Here is a 16325-nt window from a genome sequence, read left to right on the forward strand (position 1 = left end):
AAAATCAAAGAGTCCTCAAATTTGAGGACTCTTTTTTTTGTGATTTTATTTCATATTTACATTAGAATTTTCAGACCTTAGCATTTTAAAACCGATACCAAATGCCAAAAATATCAAACAAAGGCATCAGCATGCCAGAATCACCAATTAGAAAATTGGTGCCATATGCCGAAGCAGCTCATAAAGAAGGTAAAAATGTTTACTATCTTAATATTGGTCAGCCAGATATAAAAACACCAAAAATAGCTTTAGATGCAGTTAAAGTTAGTAATATAGATATCCTCGCTTATTCAAGATCTGAAGGTTCTGAAACTTACAGAATTAAGATTGCTGAATATTATAAACGTAACAATATCAATGTTACTCACAATGATATAATTGTAACAACAGGAGGAAGTGAAGCGTTATTATTTGCTTTTGGTAGTATAATGGATGAGGATGATGAAATTATAATTCCGGAGCCATTTTACGCTAACTATAATGGATTTTCAACAGCTTCTGGTGTTAATGTTGTACCTGTAATTTCAAAAATTGAAGATAATTTTGCATTGCCTCCAATTGAAGAATTTGAAAAATTAATCACACCAAAAACCAAAGCTATTCTAATCTGTAATCCAGGAAACCCTACAGGTTATTTATATTCTAAGGAAGAAATAAAACAATTAGCTGCCATAGTTAAAAAACACGATTTGTTTTTAATTGCTGATGAAGTATATAGAGAATTTGTATACGATGGCATTGAACATTATTCCATTTTACAAGAACCTGGCTTAGAAGAACACGCGATAGTTATTGATTCTGTTTCTAAACGCTACAGTATGTGTGGCGCTCGTATTGGTTATTTAGTTTCTAAGAACAAAGACCTTATAAAAACATCTTTAAAATTTGCTCAGGCAAGGCTGAGTCCTCCTACTTTAGCTCAAATAGCAAGTGAAGCAGCATTAGACACGCCTCAAAGCTATTTTGATGATGTAAAGGAAGAATACGTAAAACGTAGAAATATTTTAATTGAAGAATTAGAAAAAATTGAGGGTGTAAAAGTAGCCAAACCAAATGGTGCATTTTATTGTATTGCGGAGTTGCCAGTAAAAAACTCTGACGACTTTGCTAAGTGGTTATTAGAATCTTTCGATTATAACAATGACACAGTAATGGTTGCTCCTGCAGCAGGCTTCTACTCTACTCCTGGAGTTGGTTTAAATCAAATAAGAATCGCATACGTTTTAAACGAAGAAAGTTTAAGAACTTCAGTTAAAATTTTAAAAGAGGCTCTAAAAGTATACAAGGACTAATGAACATAATTAAAAATGCTTCTTTAAAACAGTTTAACACTTTTGGCATAGATGCCAAGGCACAATCGTATTGTGATGTTAGCTCTATTAAGGAACTCCATAATGTTTTAAAAGAATATCATTCAAATCCTTTATTCATTTTAGGTGGCGGAAGTAATATGTTGCTTACTAAAGATATTGAAGCTTTGGTCCTACATATTAATTTAAAAGGCATCGAAGTCGTTAGCTCTACAGAAAACACAGTGGTAATAAAAGCTATGGCTGGAGAAAACTGGCACAATTTTGTACTTTGGTGTTTAGAATATAATTATGGAGGCATAGAAAATTTATCCCTTATCCCTGGTAATATTGGTACAGCTCCTATTCAGAATATTGGTGCGTATGGTGTAGAATTAAAAGATGTGTTTTTAAGTTGCGAAGCCATAAATATTGACGATCAAACGAAGAGAACTTTCACAAAGTCAGACTGTAATTTTGGTTATAGAGAATCGATTTTTAAACAAGAATTAAAAGGGCAATATATAATTACTAGTGTAAATATTGAATTAACTAAAAACAATCATCAATTACACACAGGTTATGGTGTAATTACCAATGAATTAGAAGTAAACGGAATTAAAACGCCAACAATTCAAAATATATCTGATGCAGTTATTGCCATAAGGCAAAGCAAATTACCAGACCCAAAAGAAATTGGTAACAGTGGTAGTTTTTTTAAAAACCCAATTATTACAGCGGAAGCATTTGCTGATTTAGAACTTAATTTTCCGGAAGTACCTTCTTATAAAATATCTGAAAGTGCTGTAAAAATTCCTGCTGGCTGGCTCATTGAAAAAGCAGGTTTTAAAGGCAAACGCATAAATAATTATGGTGTGCATAATAAACAAGCCTTAGTTTTAGTTAATTATGGTAATGCAACAGGAAAAGAAATTTTTGAACTAGCACAACTGATTCAACTCACTGTTAAAAGGATTTTTAATATTGAGATTGAAATGGAAGTTAATACTATATAAAACAAAAGTCCCAATTTGAGATTGGGACTTTTGATTTTAGAATAATTTTGTTTGAAAATGCTATTAATCAACCTCCTGTGAAGTAAAAACCATTCTAAAACTATATTGAGGGCACCTATATATGGTGTATTTAATTATATTTACGTTCATAAACCCTTTTTGGACTTCTAAAACAGAAAAAAAATAAAATTTAACACTTTGAGTATAACACCAATAGAGAAAAAAATAATCAACTTACTCCAGAAAGGAGATAAGCGTGCATTAAATCTACTTTACGAAAATTACTCTAATAGCCTTTATGGTGTTATTTTAAAAATCACTATTAATGAAGAAATTGCGCAAGACGCCTTGCAAGAAACATTCATTAAGGTATGGAAAAATGCTTCAAAATACGATGCTTCAAAAGCAAAACTATTTACTTGGTTATTTCGTATTGCCAGAAACACAGCTATTGATAAACTAAGAAGTTTTAATAATCGTTACCATAAAGAAGTCCAAATTGATAATTCTGACGTATATATCTTACCAACATCTAATTTAAACCAAGATGTTATGGACATCAAAGAACATGTTGGGAGACTAGAAGAAAAATACCAAATAGTGTTAGACGCTCTATTTTTTCAAGGAATGACACAGCAAGAAGCTAGTGACGAATTAGAGATTCCGCTTGGTACAATTAAATCTAGATTAAAAATAGGACTACGCGAACTTAAAAAGGTTTACGATCCTGAAAATAGTTAATCATGGAAAAAAAATTACATACTTTTTTAAACTCTAACCTACTTAAAAAGTATTTGGTTGGAGATACTTCTTTAGAAGAAACTAAGGAGGTGGAACATTTTATTTCAAATTATCCTGAAGCAGAAGAAGCTTTTGAAAAACTTCAAGATAACTTAGAAATTATAGCGAAAGCAGGTGCGGTTGATATACCTAACTATATTTTAGATGACATTTTAGAATCTTTAGATGAAACTAATGATACCAAAGTAATTCAATTGGTACAAAGCAGAAAAACATCTTGGTTGAGTATTGCTGCTAGTGCAGCTGCCATTTTATTTGCTACAACATCATTTATGCTTTATCAGAAAAACATGCAATTAAACAACGAAAACAATGTTGTTGTTGAAGAAATTTATGATCTACGTAGTGATATCGAAACTAACAACTCTAAATTAGATGAATTATCTAGAGAGTTATTAAAACTTAATAATCCTGACGCAAAAAAATACGTCATCAACGGTAACGAGCGTGCTAAAAACTTAAAAACAGTAGCATACATAAATCCCATTGAAAAAACGTCAATGATTGATGTAATTACGTTACCTCAATTGCCAGAAGAACAACATTATGAAATCTGGGCTGAAATGCAAGACAAAATGGTTAATTTAGGAATACTAGATGAATCTGACCGTAAGCTTAAGCAAATACCATACATGGAAGATGCATTAGCATTGAGCATCAAAATAAAATCTAAAGATAGCACAACAGAAAATGATACTGCAGTTGCTGAAATTTCGTTAAAAGATGAAAATTAGAATTTTGTTTTAAAACATATAATTATAAAAAAAAGAGGCGCAATATTAATATTGCGCCTCTTTTTTATTTAGATATAAAACCTATTCTTTTTCGAATAAAGTTTTGTGAACTATACCACCAATAATAGCACCTAATATTGGAGCAACCCAAAACAACCAAACTTGGGATAAATAAGCACCATCAGCAAAAATCGCTTGACTTAAAGACCTAGCAGGATTTACGGATGTATTTGTAATTGGAATACTAATTAAGTGAATTAAAGTTAATGCTAAACCTATAGCAATTGGAGCGAAACCTTTAGGAGCTCTAAAGTTTGTGCTTCCAAGAATTACCATTAAAAAGAAAGCAGTTAAAACAACCTCAGCGACTAGAGCAGAAACCATACTATAACCACCTGGAGATAAAGAATCATATCCATTAGCTGCAAAACCACCAACGGTTTCAAAATCAGATTTCCCTGAAACGATTAAATACAACACTCCTGCTGCTGCAATAGCGCCAACAACTTGAGCTATAATATAGCCAGGTAAATCTTTAGCATCAAATTTTCCACCAGCCCAAAGACCAATAGACACAGCAGGATTAAAATGACCTCCCGAAATATGCCCAACAGCAAAAGCCATAGTTAATACTGTAAGACCAAATGCCAAAGCAACGCCTGCAAAGCCGATTCCTAATTCTGGGAACCCAGCAGCGAAAATCGCACTACCACAACCGCCAAATACAAGCCAAAATGTTCCGAAGAATTCTGCAAATAATTTTTTCATAATTGATATATTAATTAGTTAATAATAGTAATAAGACACGTAACCAAAGACTTAAGTCACAACAAAAAATCAAGTGGATAATAAATGGAAAAGCATTATCTTTGCATTGTACTTAAGAATTAAAATGAAACATTATTAACATAATAATCATTTATAGTAGAAATGATTGTTGCAGATGTTCCATTTGAAAACAAAAAAAGACATCAGTAAATGAAATTATTATTACTTACAATAGGTTTATTAGCTTTAGCAGTAGGAGGTATTGCAATAAAAATATGGGCTAAAAAAGATGGAAAATTTGCTGGTACTTGCGCAAGCCAAAACCCAATGCTTAACAAAACTGGTGAATCTTGTGGTTTTTGTGGAAAAACACCAGAGCAATATAAAGACTGTAGTGAACCTCAACATTCTTAAGCCTTAATGACACTTATCACAATACTGTTCTATGCATTTATTGCAGTAGTGGCAATACAACTTATTTTTTATATTAGTTTTTTATTTTCTTTTTCTATAAAACGAGCAGAGACACGATTAAGAAAACAAATTCCCGTTTCTATAATTATATGTGCTAAAAATGAAGCAAAAAATTTAGCTAAAAATTTACCTTCAATATTAAACCAAGACTACTCTAATTTCGAAATCGTACTTGTTAACGATAGTTCTAGTGATAATACATTAGAAATAATGCAGACTTTTGCTTCAGAAAACAAAAACATAAAACTTGTTGATGTAAAAAGTAATGAAGCATTTTGGGGAAATAAAAAATACGCATTAGCATTAGGTATAAAAGCCTCTAGCAACGATTTTTTAGTCTTTACAGACGCAGATTGCATACCTGCTTCTAACCATTGGCTAATACAAATGAGTGGTCATTTTTCTAATAAAGAATCCATTGTTTTAGGTTATGGTGGTTACGCAAAGAAGAAATATTCATTCTTAAATAAGCTCATACGATTTGAAACCGTAATGACTGCACTTCAGTATTTTTCTTATGCAGAACTAGGATTGCCATATATGGGAGTTGGCCGTAATATGGCTTACAGAAAAGAATTATTCTTTAATAATTGTGGTTTTAATAACCATATGTCAATTAAATCTGGTGACGATGATTTATTTATAAACGAAGTCGCAAACTCTTCAAACACTGCATTATGTTTTTCTAAAGAAAGCTTTACAATTTCTGAACCGAAAACGTCATATAGAGCTTGGATACTTCAAAAAAGAAGACATATTAGTACTGCCAGACTATACAAATTTAAACATCAATTTCTGTTAGGACTTTTCTATGTGAGTCAATTATTATTTTGGACGTTAAGTATTATATTACTATCAATTGGCTTTTCTTGGCAATGGATGGTTGGTCTAATTGGTATACGATTTGTTATTCAATCGCTTTGTTTTGGATTTACAGCCAAAAAATTTGAAGAAACAGACCTTGTTTTCCTTGCTCCTATTTTAGAATTATTTTTAATTACTACACAATTAAGTATCTTTATTGCTAATAAGATATCTAAGCCAAAACATTGGAAGTAAAAGAAGCCATTAACAAAGCCAAAAACAAAGAACAAATTGCATTTAAATTTCTCCTAGATAAGTTTTGGAATGATGTTTATGCCTTTCAATTGCAACGAACTCTGAACGAAAACGATGCTGAAGACATAACAATTCAAACTTTTTCAAAAGCTTTTGATAAGATTGATACTTATAACGAAGAGTATAAGTTTAAAACATGGCTTATTACCATTTCTAAAAATATTCATATTGATTTAGTAAGAAAGCAAAAAAGAACTATCAACAATACATCCAAGGATGATGATGATAATTACTTTCAAATTGTTGATGATTCTCCTACACCAGAGGATAAAATTATCACAGAACAAAATTTAGCCAAACTACTTAGAGATATTAAAAAGCTAAAACCACATTATCAAGAAGTGATTAATTTGAGATATTTTCAAGAATTAAGTTATAAGGAAATTTCAGAAGAGCTTAAAGAACCAATTAATAATGTGAAGGTTAAACTACTAAGAGCTAAAAAGCTATTGGCTGCAATTATCACAAAAGCCTAATCATGGCGCTATTAAAACATAGCATCTAACTTATTTTCAAAAGAGAAACTACTTCAATTTCTTATTTGTCTTCCATCAATTCAATCTATTATTTTTATTATTTACTTCGTATCTTTGCCTTGAGAAATTGAAAACCGCATGGAAACCAAAGTCGCATCAAATATTTTACCAGAACGCAAGCCAAAATGGTTAAGAGTAAAATTACCGACAGGCAAAAAATATACAGAACTTAGATCTCTTGTAGACAAATACAAGTTAAACACAATTTGTACGTCTGGAAGTTGCCCAAATATGGGTGAATGTTGGGGAGAAGGTACTGCAACATTTATGATTTTAGGAAATGTTTGTACACGTTCTTGTGGGTTCTGTGGTGTAAAAACGGGCAGACCAGAGAGTGTTGATTGGGACGAACCAGAAAAAGTATCACGTTCTATAAAATTGATGCAAATTAAACATGCCGTATTAACGAGTGTTGATCGCGATGACCTTAAAGATATGGGAAGCATTATGTGGGCAGAAACTGTTAAGGCTGTTCGTCGTATGAATCCTGAAACAACTTTAGAAACACTTATTCCAGATTTTCAAGGCGTTGAAAAACACATAGACAGAATCATAGATGTAGCACCAGAAGTGGTTTCGCATAACATTGAAACGGTTAGGCGTTTAACACGAGATGTAAGAATACAAGCGCAATATGATCGTAGTTTAGGTGTTTTAAAATATTTAAAATCACAAGGACAACGCAGAACTAAATCTGGTATTATGTTAGGTCTTGGTGAAAAACGCGAAGAAGTTATTCAAACCCTTCACGATTTAAAGGCGAATGATGTGGATGTTGTTACCATTGGTCAATACTTACAACCAAGTAAAAAGCATTTACCTGTGCAACAATTTATAAACCCTGATCAATTTAGAGAATATGAAGAAATTGGTTTAGAATTAGGCTTTAGACATGTTGAAAGTAGTGCATTAGTAAGATCATCTTACAAAGCTCAAAAACACATTAATTAATGATTACGGTTGCCATTAATGGATTCGGAAGAATTGGTCGTCGTGTTTTAAGACTTACTTTGCAAAACCCAAACATCCAAGTCGTTGCTATAAATGATTTAGCAGATTCTAGAACATTAAGTCATTTATTAAAATACGATAGCATACATGGTGTATTAAATGAAACGGTTTCTCATGATGACAATAATATCGTAATTAATAATGTTTCTATTCCTCTATATAGAGGGTCTCACCCAAAAAATATAGATTGGTCTCAAGTAAAACCAGATTTTGTTATAGAATCTACTGGTAAATTCAAAACGAAACAAGAACTCCAACAACATATTAATAATGGTGCAAAACGTGTTATCTTATCAGTTCCTGCTTTAGAAGATGATATAAAAACTATTGTTTTAGGAGTTAATGACAAAGCATTAGATGGCACAGAAACTATTATCTCTAATGCTTCTTGTACTACAAATAATGCAGCACCAATGATTGCTTTAATTAAAGAGCACCTTGGTATTAAGCAAGCTTATATTACCACTATTCATTCTTACACTACTGATCAAAGTTTACATGATCAACCTCATAAAGACCTTAGACGTGCTAGAGCAGCAGGACAATCTATTGTGCCTACAACAACAGGTGCAGCAAAAGCATTGACAAAAATCTTCCCAGATTTATCTAATGTTATAGGTGGTTGTGGTATTAGAGTTCCTGTGGCAAATGGTTCTTTAACTGATATTACTATTAATGTTGAAAAACCAACTACAATCGAAAAAGTAAACACTATTTTTAAAGAAGCTGCAGAGAATCAATTAAAAGGAATTTTAGAGTATACTGAGGATCCAATTGTATCTATAGATATTGTAGGTAATCCGCATTCTTGCATCTTTGATTCTCAAATGACTTCGGTTATTGGTAACATGGTAAAAATAGTAGGTTGGTATGATAATGAAACTGGTTATAGTTCCAGAATTTTAGACCTATTGTGCAATTTATCGGTGAAATAATAGCTTTTATCGAATAAATAATTATATTTGCTTGAATTTAATTGAGCTGAATGTCCCTTTTCAAATATTACATATTTGTATTTTTAGCATGTTTTTGCAGTCTTATTTTTGCGCAACAAGATAGCGTAGAGGATACAGACGTTTTGGCGTTAAGGCTTCAAAATCATTTAGTTCAAGCTAAAATAGATAGTGATCGTGGTCAATACTATAATGCTCAAGATAATCTAGATAAATCCTTAATTATTGCAGAAAAAATTGATGACAAAATAAATCAAGGTAAAATACATACCAAGATTGCAAAGGTTCAATTCTTAGTAAATAAACCTGATCAAGCAAACCTATCCCTTCATAAAGCTATACAAATTCAACGCGGTAATGACGACTATGCTAATTTAGCCATCACTTATAATATTAAAGGTGTTATTCATAGTACAATGGAAGAATACGAGTACGCCCTAGAATATTTTAATTCTTCTAAAACCTTATTTGAACAAGAAGATTTAGAACCTTACATTTCTGATGTAACACTAAATGAAGCAAAAGTTTACATCGCTCAAAAACGGTATGAAGAAGCTAAATCAGAGTTAGAGAAGACGATAGTTATAGCAAAAAAATATAGCCAAGAAGATCGTTTAAGTAGTGCATTAATACAAAGTGCAAAAGTTTCTAGTGCTTTAAACCAAGATAAAATAGCGTTATTAGAAGCAGAAGAAGGTCTAACCATTGCTCAAAAAAACAAAAACTTAGAGAATGTAAACGAAGCCTATATTACGCTTAGTGAAATACATCAAAAGAATGGAGACTATAAAAGCTCGTATGAATCTATAAAGAAGCATATTCAATTATCCGATTCTATCTTAAACGTTAAGCGTCAAAACTTACCTCCAGGAATGTCTGGACAATACATTAGTAAATATAAAGATGCTGAAAACGCACAATTAAAAGCGCAAATTGAAGAAGTAAATGCAGAAAGTGCGTTTACAAGAATCACAACTATTTTAAGTATTGCTTTAATCACCATATTATCCTTATTAACCTTATCGCTATATAAAAACAATAATATTAGGTTAAACACCAATACTATGCTTCATAAAAAGAATGATGAACTTATTGTTGCAAAGGAAAAAGCAGAATTAGCCTCAAAAACGAAAGCCAACTTTTTATCTACAGTTACCCATGAGTTGCGTACACCATTATATGCTGTAACTGGTTTAACTAATATGCTTTTAGATGAAGATCCAAAAGAGCATCAAATACCACATTTAAAATCACTTAAATTTTCTGGAGATTACCTACTAACCTTCATTAATGATATACTTCAAATCAATAAAATTGAAGCCAATAAAGTTGAAATAGACCCAGAAAATTTCAACCTAAAAAGTAAATTAGAAAATGTAATCTCTGCTCTAAGTAATTCTGCTAATGATCAGAATACCAAAATACATTTTGAATATGAACAAGGATTGCCAGAAACCTTTATTGGCGATCAACTAAAGATTTCCCAAATCTTAATTAACCTACTTGGAAATGCTATTAAATTCACAAAAGATGGCGACATCTGGGTGAGAGCGCACAAATTAGACCAACAAAATGGCAAGTACAAACTGCGCTTTGAAATTGAAGATAATGGTATTGGTATTACAAAAGAAAAACAAGATCACATGTTTGAGAGTTTCTCTCAAGGTTCTGTTCAAATTAACAGAAAATATGGTGGCACAGGTCTTGGTTTATCAATTGTAAAAGGACTTATTCAAATTTTAAAAGGAAAAATCTATCTAAAGAGTGAACTTGGTAAAGGCACAACATTCTTTTTTGAAATTCCTTTAGAATATGACAAAGAAGCCGATAAACCTAAAAAACAAGAAGTTAAAAAAGTTAATAAGATGGAGAGTTTGGATTTAAGTAACGTTAAAATTCTTATTGTAGAAGACAACAAAATCAATCAAATGATTACAAAAAAGATTCTAAATAAAATGAATCTATATTGTGATGTAGTAGATAATGGTGAAGCTGCAGTAGAGAAAGTAAAAGAAGAAGTATACGATGTTGTTTTAATGGACATACACATGCCAGGAATTAGTGGATTAGAGGCTACTAAAATCATTAGAACATTCGATAAAGAACTGACCATTTTTGCACTTACAGCAGTAACATTAGAAGACAAAATGCACGAGTTTGGCGAAGCTGGTTTTAATGATATTATTTCTAAACCATTTAAACAAGATGATTTTGAAACTAAATTACATGCAGCACTTTCTGGTGAAAAAATAGTCTCGAGTTACTTTAATTAATAAACTCAAGTACAGTTTTATTAAACGCTGATGATTTATATATTTTTATTTGAATAGGTAAATAGTATAATTTACTTTTTAACTCCTCATTATCCGATAAGCGCACAAAATCCTTTTCCGTTGTAATTATTAAATCGTTTGAAGCTATAGTTTCAATATCCGAAACCTTAAAATTATAATGATCACTATACTCTAAGTGATTAAAAATCAATCCCTTTTCATTTAAAAAATCTACTAATGGCTTAGCATTGGCAATTCCTGTAACCAACGTAAACTCTGGTAAGTCTTTCAATTCTAATTCAGCTGATTCTGATATTACTTTTGTAGCATAATCAACGTAACTAAAAAATAATTGCTGGTTCCCTGTCAATTTTATTTTAGAAGAAATCTTTTGCCTTTCAGCTTCCGAAATATCTTTATCACATTTTGTAACTACAATCACATCTGATCGTTTTGCGCCAGATCTTGGTTCACGTAAGTTTCCGGTTGGTAAAACCCAATCCTTATAATAAAGATTATTATATGCGGCTAACATAATATTAAAACCTGCTTTAACTCTTCTATGCTGAAAAGCATCATCTAATAAAACAACTTCAGGTTGTACGTTTAAACTTCTTAGTTCTGAAATTCCATTTTGCCTATCCGAATCTACAGCAACCGTAATATTTTTAAATTTTCTATGAAACTGAAATGGTTCGTCTCCAATAGTATCTGAATTAGCATTTTCGTCCGCTAAAACAAATCCGTTTGTTTTTCGTTTATAGCCTCTACTTAATGTGGCTATGGATTTTTCGTCTTTTAACAAACGAATTAAATACTCAATCATTGGTGTTTTGCCAGTTCCACCAGTACTTAGGTTTCCAACACATATTACAGGGAAATCATAAGACTTAGACGTTTTTATTCCTGTATCATACAACCAATTTCTTAACCATGTAATGAGGTAGTAAATTGGCACAACAGGAAACAATATGATACGGATGAAGTTCACGATGACTAAATTATATTATTTTTGAAACAAATATACACTTATGATTATACAAGATGTAATTAATCACTTGCACAACTTAGCACCTTTAGCATATGCTGAAGATTTTGATAACGTTGGGCTTCTTGTTGGTGACAAAAATGAGAAAGTTTCAGGAATTCTTGTCACACTAGATACGCTTGAAGCAGTTGTGGATGAAGCCATTGAGAATAACTGTAACCTTATAGTGAGCTTCCATCCTATAATATTTTCTGGTTTAAAAAAAATAACAGGAAAAACGTATGTAGAGCGTGTTGTCATTAAAGCAATTAAAAACAACATTGCTATATTCTCTATTCATACAGCTTTAGACAATGCGTTTCAAGGCGTAAATTCTATTATTTGCAATCAATTAGAATTAACTAATAAAAAAATCTTAATTCCGCAATCTGGTACCATAAAAAAATTACAAACCTATGTTCCTAAATCTAATGCTGAAGCTTTAAGATTCGCTTTATTTAAAGTTGGTGCAGGTAGTATAGGTAACTACGAATCTTGCAGTTTTAATGTAGATGGAGAAGGCACTTACCTAGGTAACGAAGACTCTAATCCTGTTATTGGAGAAAGAGGACAACTACATAAGGAAAAGGAAACCGCTATTTCAGTAACTTTTCAGAAGCATTTAGAATCAAAAGTTTTAAAATCTTTGTTTGAAGCGCATCCTTATGAGGAAGTTGCCTATGAAATTTCAACTTTAGAAAACGCCAATCAGCATATTGGTATGGGAATGATTGGTGAGCTTAAAAACAGCATGGAAACAGAAGATTGCTTAAAATATATTAAATCTAAGATGCAAACGGACTGTGTAAGGCATTCTAAATCTTTAAATAAACCGATTAAACGAATAGCTGTATTAGGTGGTTCTGGTAGTTTTGCTATTTCTGCTGCAAAGGCTGCTAATGCTGACCTTTTAATAACAGCAGACTTAAAATACCATGACTTTTTTAGTGCGGAAAACAGTATCGTATTAGCAGATATTGGTCATTATGAAAGCGAACAGTTCACAAAATCGTTTTTAGTAGACTATCTCTCAAAAAAAATCACTAATTTTGCAATCATTTTATCAAAGACAAATACAAATCCGATAAAGTATTTATAATTATGGCAAAAAAAGCTGAAGTTTCTGTTGAAGAGCGATTGAGAGCACTATATGATTTACAATTAATTGACTCTAGAGTAGATGAAATAAGAAATGTCAGAGGTGAGCTTCCTTTAGAAGTTAGAGATTTAGAAGACGAAGTTGAAGGACTTAACTTAAGAATGGAGAAGCTAAATGATAGCTTAACTATTATTGATGACGAAATTAAAGGAAAGAAAAACTTAATTGAAGAAGCAAAAACTTTAATTAAAAAATACAGTGAGCAACAAAAGAATGTTAGAAATAACAGAGAATATAACTCATTGACGAAAGAAGTTGAATTCCAAGAATTAGAAATTCAATTAGCTGAAAAGCACATTAAAGAATTTAAGGCGCAAATAGAGCAGAAAAAAGTAGTGATTTCTGAAACTAAAGACCGTCTAAAAGACCGTAATGCACATTTAAAGCACAAAAAAGGAGAGCTTAACGAAATTTTGAAGGAAACTGAAAAAGAAGAAGAGGCACTTAACAGTAAGTCTTTAGATTTTCAGAAGAAAATTGATGACCGTTTAGTTAAAGCATACCTTAGAATTAGAAACAACGTTAAAAATGGTTTAGCTGTTGTTGCTATTGAGCGTGGTGCTTCTGGAGGATCTTTCTTTACTATTCCACCACAAGTACAAGTAGAAATTGCTTCTCGTAAGAAAGTAATTACTGATGAGCATAGTGGACGTATCTTAGTTGATGCTGCATTAGCTGAAGAAGAAAAAGTAAAAATGAATAAATTATTCGCTAAACTTAGCAAGTAATACTTCAATACATATTAGATTTAAGCCTTTGCAATGCAAAGGCTTTTTTTATTTAAGAAAATTTTAGAAGAGTTGGTATTAAGGATTTGTAACTTAAGACGACAAAAAAGAAAAATTTTAAATATGAAAAAGTTACTATCAATTTTAACTATTACCTTACTATTTAGTTGCCATAATCAAGCACAAGTGAATCCAGAACAAAAGGCTGTTATTGATGCCGAACCAGTTGCTGTTCCTTTAAAAGACGGAAAAGCAAGAGCCTATTTTGCTAGTGGCTGTTTTTGGTGTGTTGAAGCTATTTTTGAAAGTGTTAAAGGTGTTGACAAATCTATTTCTGGTTATGCTGGCGGATTTACAGAAAACCCAACTTACGAAGCAAGTAATACTGGTAAAACAGGACATGCAGAGGCTGTTGAGATTATCTACGATCCAGAAATTATCAGTTTCTCAGAACTCGTTGATGTTTATTTCGGTTCGCAAAATCCAACACAAGTTAATGGACAAGGACCAGACCATGGCTCACAATACCGTTCTATTATTTTTTACCAAAACGACGAACAGAAGAAAATTATTGAAGATAAAAAAGCTGCTTTAGCTAAAGAATTAGATGCAACAATTGCAGCAGAAGTTTATCCTTTTCAAAAATTTTGGGTTGGTGAAGATTATCACCAAAATTATGAAAGACTTCATCCAAATCAAGGCTATATAAGAAATGTTTCTATACCTAGATTAAATAAATTTAAAGCAAAATTTCCTGAATTATTAAAGGAAGACGAGAAGCATTAATAAAAAGCCTGAACAGATGTTCAGGCTTTTTTATTTATTTTTTTGTTGCCTTCAACTCAAAAATCATTGGGAATTTTTGGTCTTTTATTTTATACATTTCTGAATCTGTTTTTACTAAATCTGGAAAAACATCATAAGGACTTTCATCGTATTCATTAAGACAATCTATTGTTAAGCCTGCTTCAATAAGAGAATTTACAACTTCGCTTAAACCATGGTTCCAGCCATATTCCTTACTTATCATTTTTGAATCTTGATTAGCATAAGTACCTTCGTACTCGTCATAAATCACATCATCTTGGCTGTAATGATATTTCATTTCAGACTTACCATCCGTATAATCAAACATCCAGGCAATAGGATGAAATTCTACAATATAGAAGATTCCTCCAACCTTTAAGCGCTCAGCAATCATTTTGGCCCATGGCTTTAAATCTGGCAACCATCCTATGGTTCCATAACTTGTAAACACAATATCAAAGGTTTCAATAACGTGCTCCGATGTATCTAAAACATTACAACATACAAACTCAGCGTTAAGCCCCAATTCTGTATTTAACTGCTTTGCTAATTTCACACCTTCGTCGCTCAAATCTACACCAACACACTTCGCTCCCATTCTACTCCAACTCAACGTATCTTGCCCAAAATGGCATTGTAAATGCAATAGAAATTTATCTTTCACATTTCCTAATGCTTTCAATTCATAAGGCATCAGTGACGATTTTCCTTTCTTAAAAGCATCTAAATCATACATTTCGCTTTGTGAATGTATCGCAACTTTTTTATTCCAAGTAGCTCTATTAACTTCAAAATAATTCGTGTTATCTTTCATGGTTGGTTAATTTAGCATGTAATTTAAAACATCTTTTAATATGAAGCCATTATATCTAAGTTTAATCTGTTTAATCCTTGTATTTAATTGTAAACCTGACAAAGAAAATACTATGACTAAGCAAGAGCAAAAAGAATTATCTACTGCTAAAAAAATAGCCAATGCTCATGGTTTTGAAAACTGGCAAAATGTAAAACAAATAAATTTTACGTTTAATGTAGATACAGAAAATAGCCACTCTCAAAGAATCTGGTCATGGAATCCAAAAGACCATAAAGTTATTTTTTCTACAGGTGGAGATTCTATAGTTGCTATTGATAGACTTAAAGTAGACTCAACAACTATTGATTTAGACAAAGGTTTTATTAACGATAAATACTGGTTACTAGTACCTTTTCAATTGATTTGGGATACTACTGCAACCATTTCAGAACAAACAAAAACTGAAGCACCAATTAGTAAAACCGAATTAAATTTAATAACTATTACTTATCCTAACGAAGGTGGTTATACACCTGGAGATGCTTACGATATTTATTTTAATGACAGTTATTTAATACAAGAATGGATTTTTAGAAAAGGTAATTCTAAAGAACCATCGCTAACCACAACTTTTGAAAATTACCAAGATTACAAAGGAATTAAAATTGCTACAGACCATAAAATGGCAGATGGTATATGGAATCTAAATTTTACTGATATTAGTATTATTTTGGATGAATAAAAATATAACCTATTTTTGCATTCTATAATGTAAGATTCGCGTATTAAGTATGCATAGCTTACATTTTCCGCCTTTTGGCGCCTACATATATT

Annotated in this window: 17 protein-coding genes; 14 read left to right on the forward strand and 3 right to left on the reverse strand. The window is 31.6% G+C overall.

Annotated elements, in window-relative coordinates:
- Positions 1–101 precede the first annotated feature (101 nt).
- From Q0807_RS03520 to Q0807_RS03535, 4 genes are all read left to right on the forward strand, one after another.
- Positions 102–1292, forward strand: a complete 1191-nt coding sequence (locus tag Q0807_RS03520; protein ID WP_299106440.1) for a pyridoxal phosphate-dependent aminotransferase — start codon at positions 102–104, stop codon at positions 1290–1292.
- Complete coding sequence (gene murB / locus Q0807_RS03525; protein ID WP_299106443.1) at positions 1292–2305, forward strand: UDP-N-acetylmuramate dehydrogenase; 1014 nt, start codon at positions 1292–1294, stop codon at positions 2303–2305. The genes Q0807_RS03520 and murB overlap by 1 nt, the downstream gene beginning before the upstream one ends.
- A 198-nt stretch (positions 2306–2503) precedes the next feature.
- The gene (locus tag Q0807_RS03530; protein ID WP_299106445.1) at positions 2504–3046 is read left to right on the forward strand and encodes a sigma-70 family RNA polymerase sigma factor; all 543 of its coding nucleotides are present in this window, start codon (positions 2504–2506) and stop codon (positions 3044–3046) included.
- A gap of 2 nt (positions 3047–3048) precedes the next feature.
- The gene (locus tag Q0807_RS03535; RefSeq protein WP_299106447.1) at positions 3049–3840 is read left to right on the forward strand and encodes an anti-sigma factor; all 792 of its coding nucleotides are present in this window, start codon (positions 3049–3051) and stop codon (positions 3838–3840) included.
- Between the two features lie 81 nt (positions 3841–3921).
- On the opposite strand, the gene aqpZ is transcribed toward Q0807_RS03535, so the two are convergent.
- Positions 3922–4608 carry an aquaporin Z gene (gene aqpZ / locus Q0807_RS03540; RefSeq protein ID WP_299106449.1) on the reverse strand — a complete coding sequence of 229 codons (687 nt, stop codon included), beginning with the start codon at positions 4606–4608 and terminating at the stop codon, positions 3922–3924.
- Positions 4609–4818: 210 nt separating this feature from the next.
- On the opposite strand from aqpZ, the gene Q0807_RS03545 reads away from it, so the two are divergent.
- From Q0807_RS03545 to Q0807_RS03570, 6 genes are all read left to right on the forward strand, one after another.
- Positions 4819–5022, forward strand: coding sequence for a membrane or secreted protein (locus tag Q0807_RS03545; RefSeq protein WP_299106451.1), 204 nt, complete (start codon positions 4819–4821; stop codon positions 5020–5022).
- A gap of 6 nt (positions 5023–5028) precedes the next feature.
- Positions 5029–6141 carry a glycosyltransferase gene (locus Q0807_RS03550; RefSeq protein WP_299106454.1) on the forward strand — a complete coding sequence of 371 codons (1113 nt, stop codon included), beginning with the start codon at positions 5029–5031 and terminating at the stop codon, positions 6139–6141.
- Positions 6132–6677 carry a sigma-70 family RNA polymerase sigma factor gene (locus tag Q0807_RS03555; protein WP_299106456.1) on the forward strand — a complete coding sequence of 182 codons (546 nt, stop codon included), beginning with the start codon at positions 6132–6134 and terminating at the stop codon, positions 6675–6677. Before Q0807_RS03550 ends, Q0807_RS03555 begins: the two co-directional genes overlap by 10 nt.
- Before the next feature lie 138 nt (positions 6678–6815).
- Positions 6816–7688, forward strand: a complete 873-nt coding sequence (gene lipA / locus Q0807_RS03560; RefSeq protein WP_299106457.1) for a lipoyl synthase — start codon at positions 6816–6818, stop codon at positions 7686–7688.
- Entirely contained in the window at positions 7688–8683 is a 996-nt protein-coding gene (gene gap / locus Q0807_RS03565) for a type I glyceraldehyde-3-phosphate dehydrogenase (RefSeq protein ID WP_299106459.1), read from the forward strand. Before lipA ends, gap begins: the two co-directional genes overlap by 1 nt.
- Positions 8684–8733: 50 nt before the next feature.
- Positions 8734–10974 (forward strand): ATP-binding protein, encoded by a 2241-nt coding sequence (locus Q0807_RS03570; protein WP_299106461.1) that lies wholly within the window; start codon positions 8734–8736, stop codon positions 10972–10974.
- Here Q0807_RS03570 and lpxK read toward each other — a convergent pair.
- Positions 10967–11965, reverse strand: a complete 999-nt coding sequence (gene lpxK / locus Q0807_RS03575) for a tetraacyldisaccharide 4'-kinase (RefSeq protein WP_299106463.1) — start codon at positions 11963–11965, stop codon at positions 10967–10969. The genes Q0807_RS03570 and lpxK overlap by 8 nt on opposite strands.
- A 40-nt stretch (positions 11966–12005) precedes the next feature.
- Between lpxK and Q0807_RS03580 the strand changes: the two genes are divergently transcribed.
- The 3 genes from Q0807_RS03580 (at position 12006) to msrA (ending at position 14674) form a co-directional block, all read left to right on the forward strand.
- Positions 12006–13100 carry a Nif3-like dinuclear metal center hexameric protein gene (locus tag Q0807_RS03580; protein ID WP_299106465.1) on the forward strand — a complete coding sequence of 365 codons (1095 nt, stop codon included), beginning with the start codon at positions 12006–12008 and terminating at the stop codon, positions 13098–13100.
- Positions 13101–13102: 2 nt separating this feature from the next.
- Positions 13103–13888 (forward strand): C4-type zinc ribbon domain-containing protein, encoded by a 786-nt coding sequence (locus Q0807_RS03585; protein ID WP_299106467.1) that lies wholly within the window; start codon positions 13103–13105, stop codon positions 13886–13888.
- A gap of 123 nt (positions 13889–14011) precedes the next feature.
- Entirely contained in the window at positions 14012–14674 is a 663-nt protein-coding gene (gene msrA, locus Q0807_RS03590) for a peptide-methionine (S)-S-oxide reductase MsrA (protein ID WP_299106469.1), read from the forward strand.
- A gap of 34 nt (positions 14675–14708) precedes the next feature.
- Here the strand turns inward: msrA and Q0807_RS03595 are convergent, their stop codons facing one another.
- Complete coding sequence (locus Q0807_RS03595) at positions 14709–15509, reverse strand: class I SAM-dependent methyltransferase (protein ID WP_299106472.1); 801 nt, start codon at positions 15507–15509, stop codon at positions 14709–14711.
- 112 nt (positions 15510–15621) lie between these two features.
- On the opposite strand from Q0807_RS03595, the gene Q0807_RS03600 reads away from it, so the two are divergent.
- A complete protein-coding gene (locus Q0807_RS03600; protein ID WP_299106474.1) occupies positions 15622–16233 on the forward strand; it encodes a hypothetical protein in 612 nt (203 codons plus the stop codon).
- Positions 16234–16325: the final 92 nt, after the last annotated feature.

This window comes from uncultured Winogradskyella sp., assembly GCF_947495255.1.
Taxonomy (GTDB): domain Bacteria; phylum Bacteroidota; class Bacteroidia; order Flavobacteriales; family Flavobacteriaceae; genus Winogradskyella.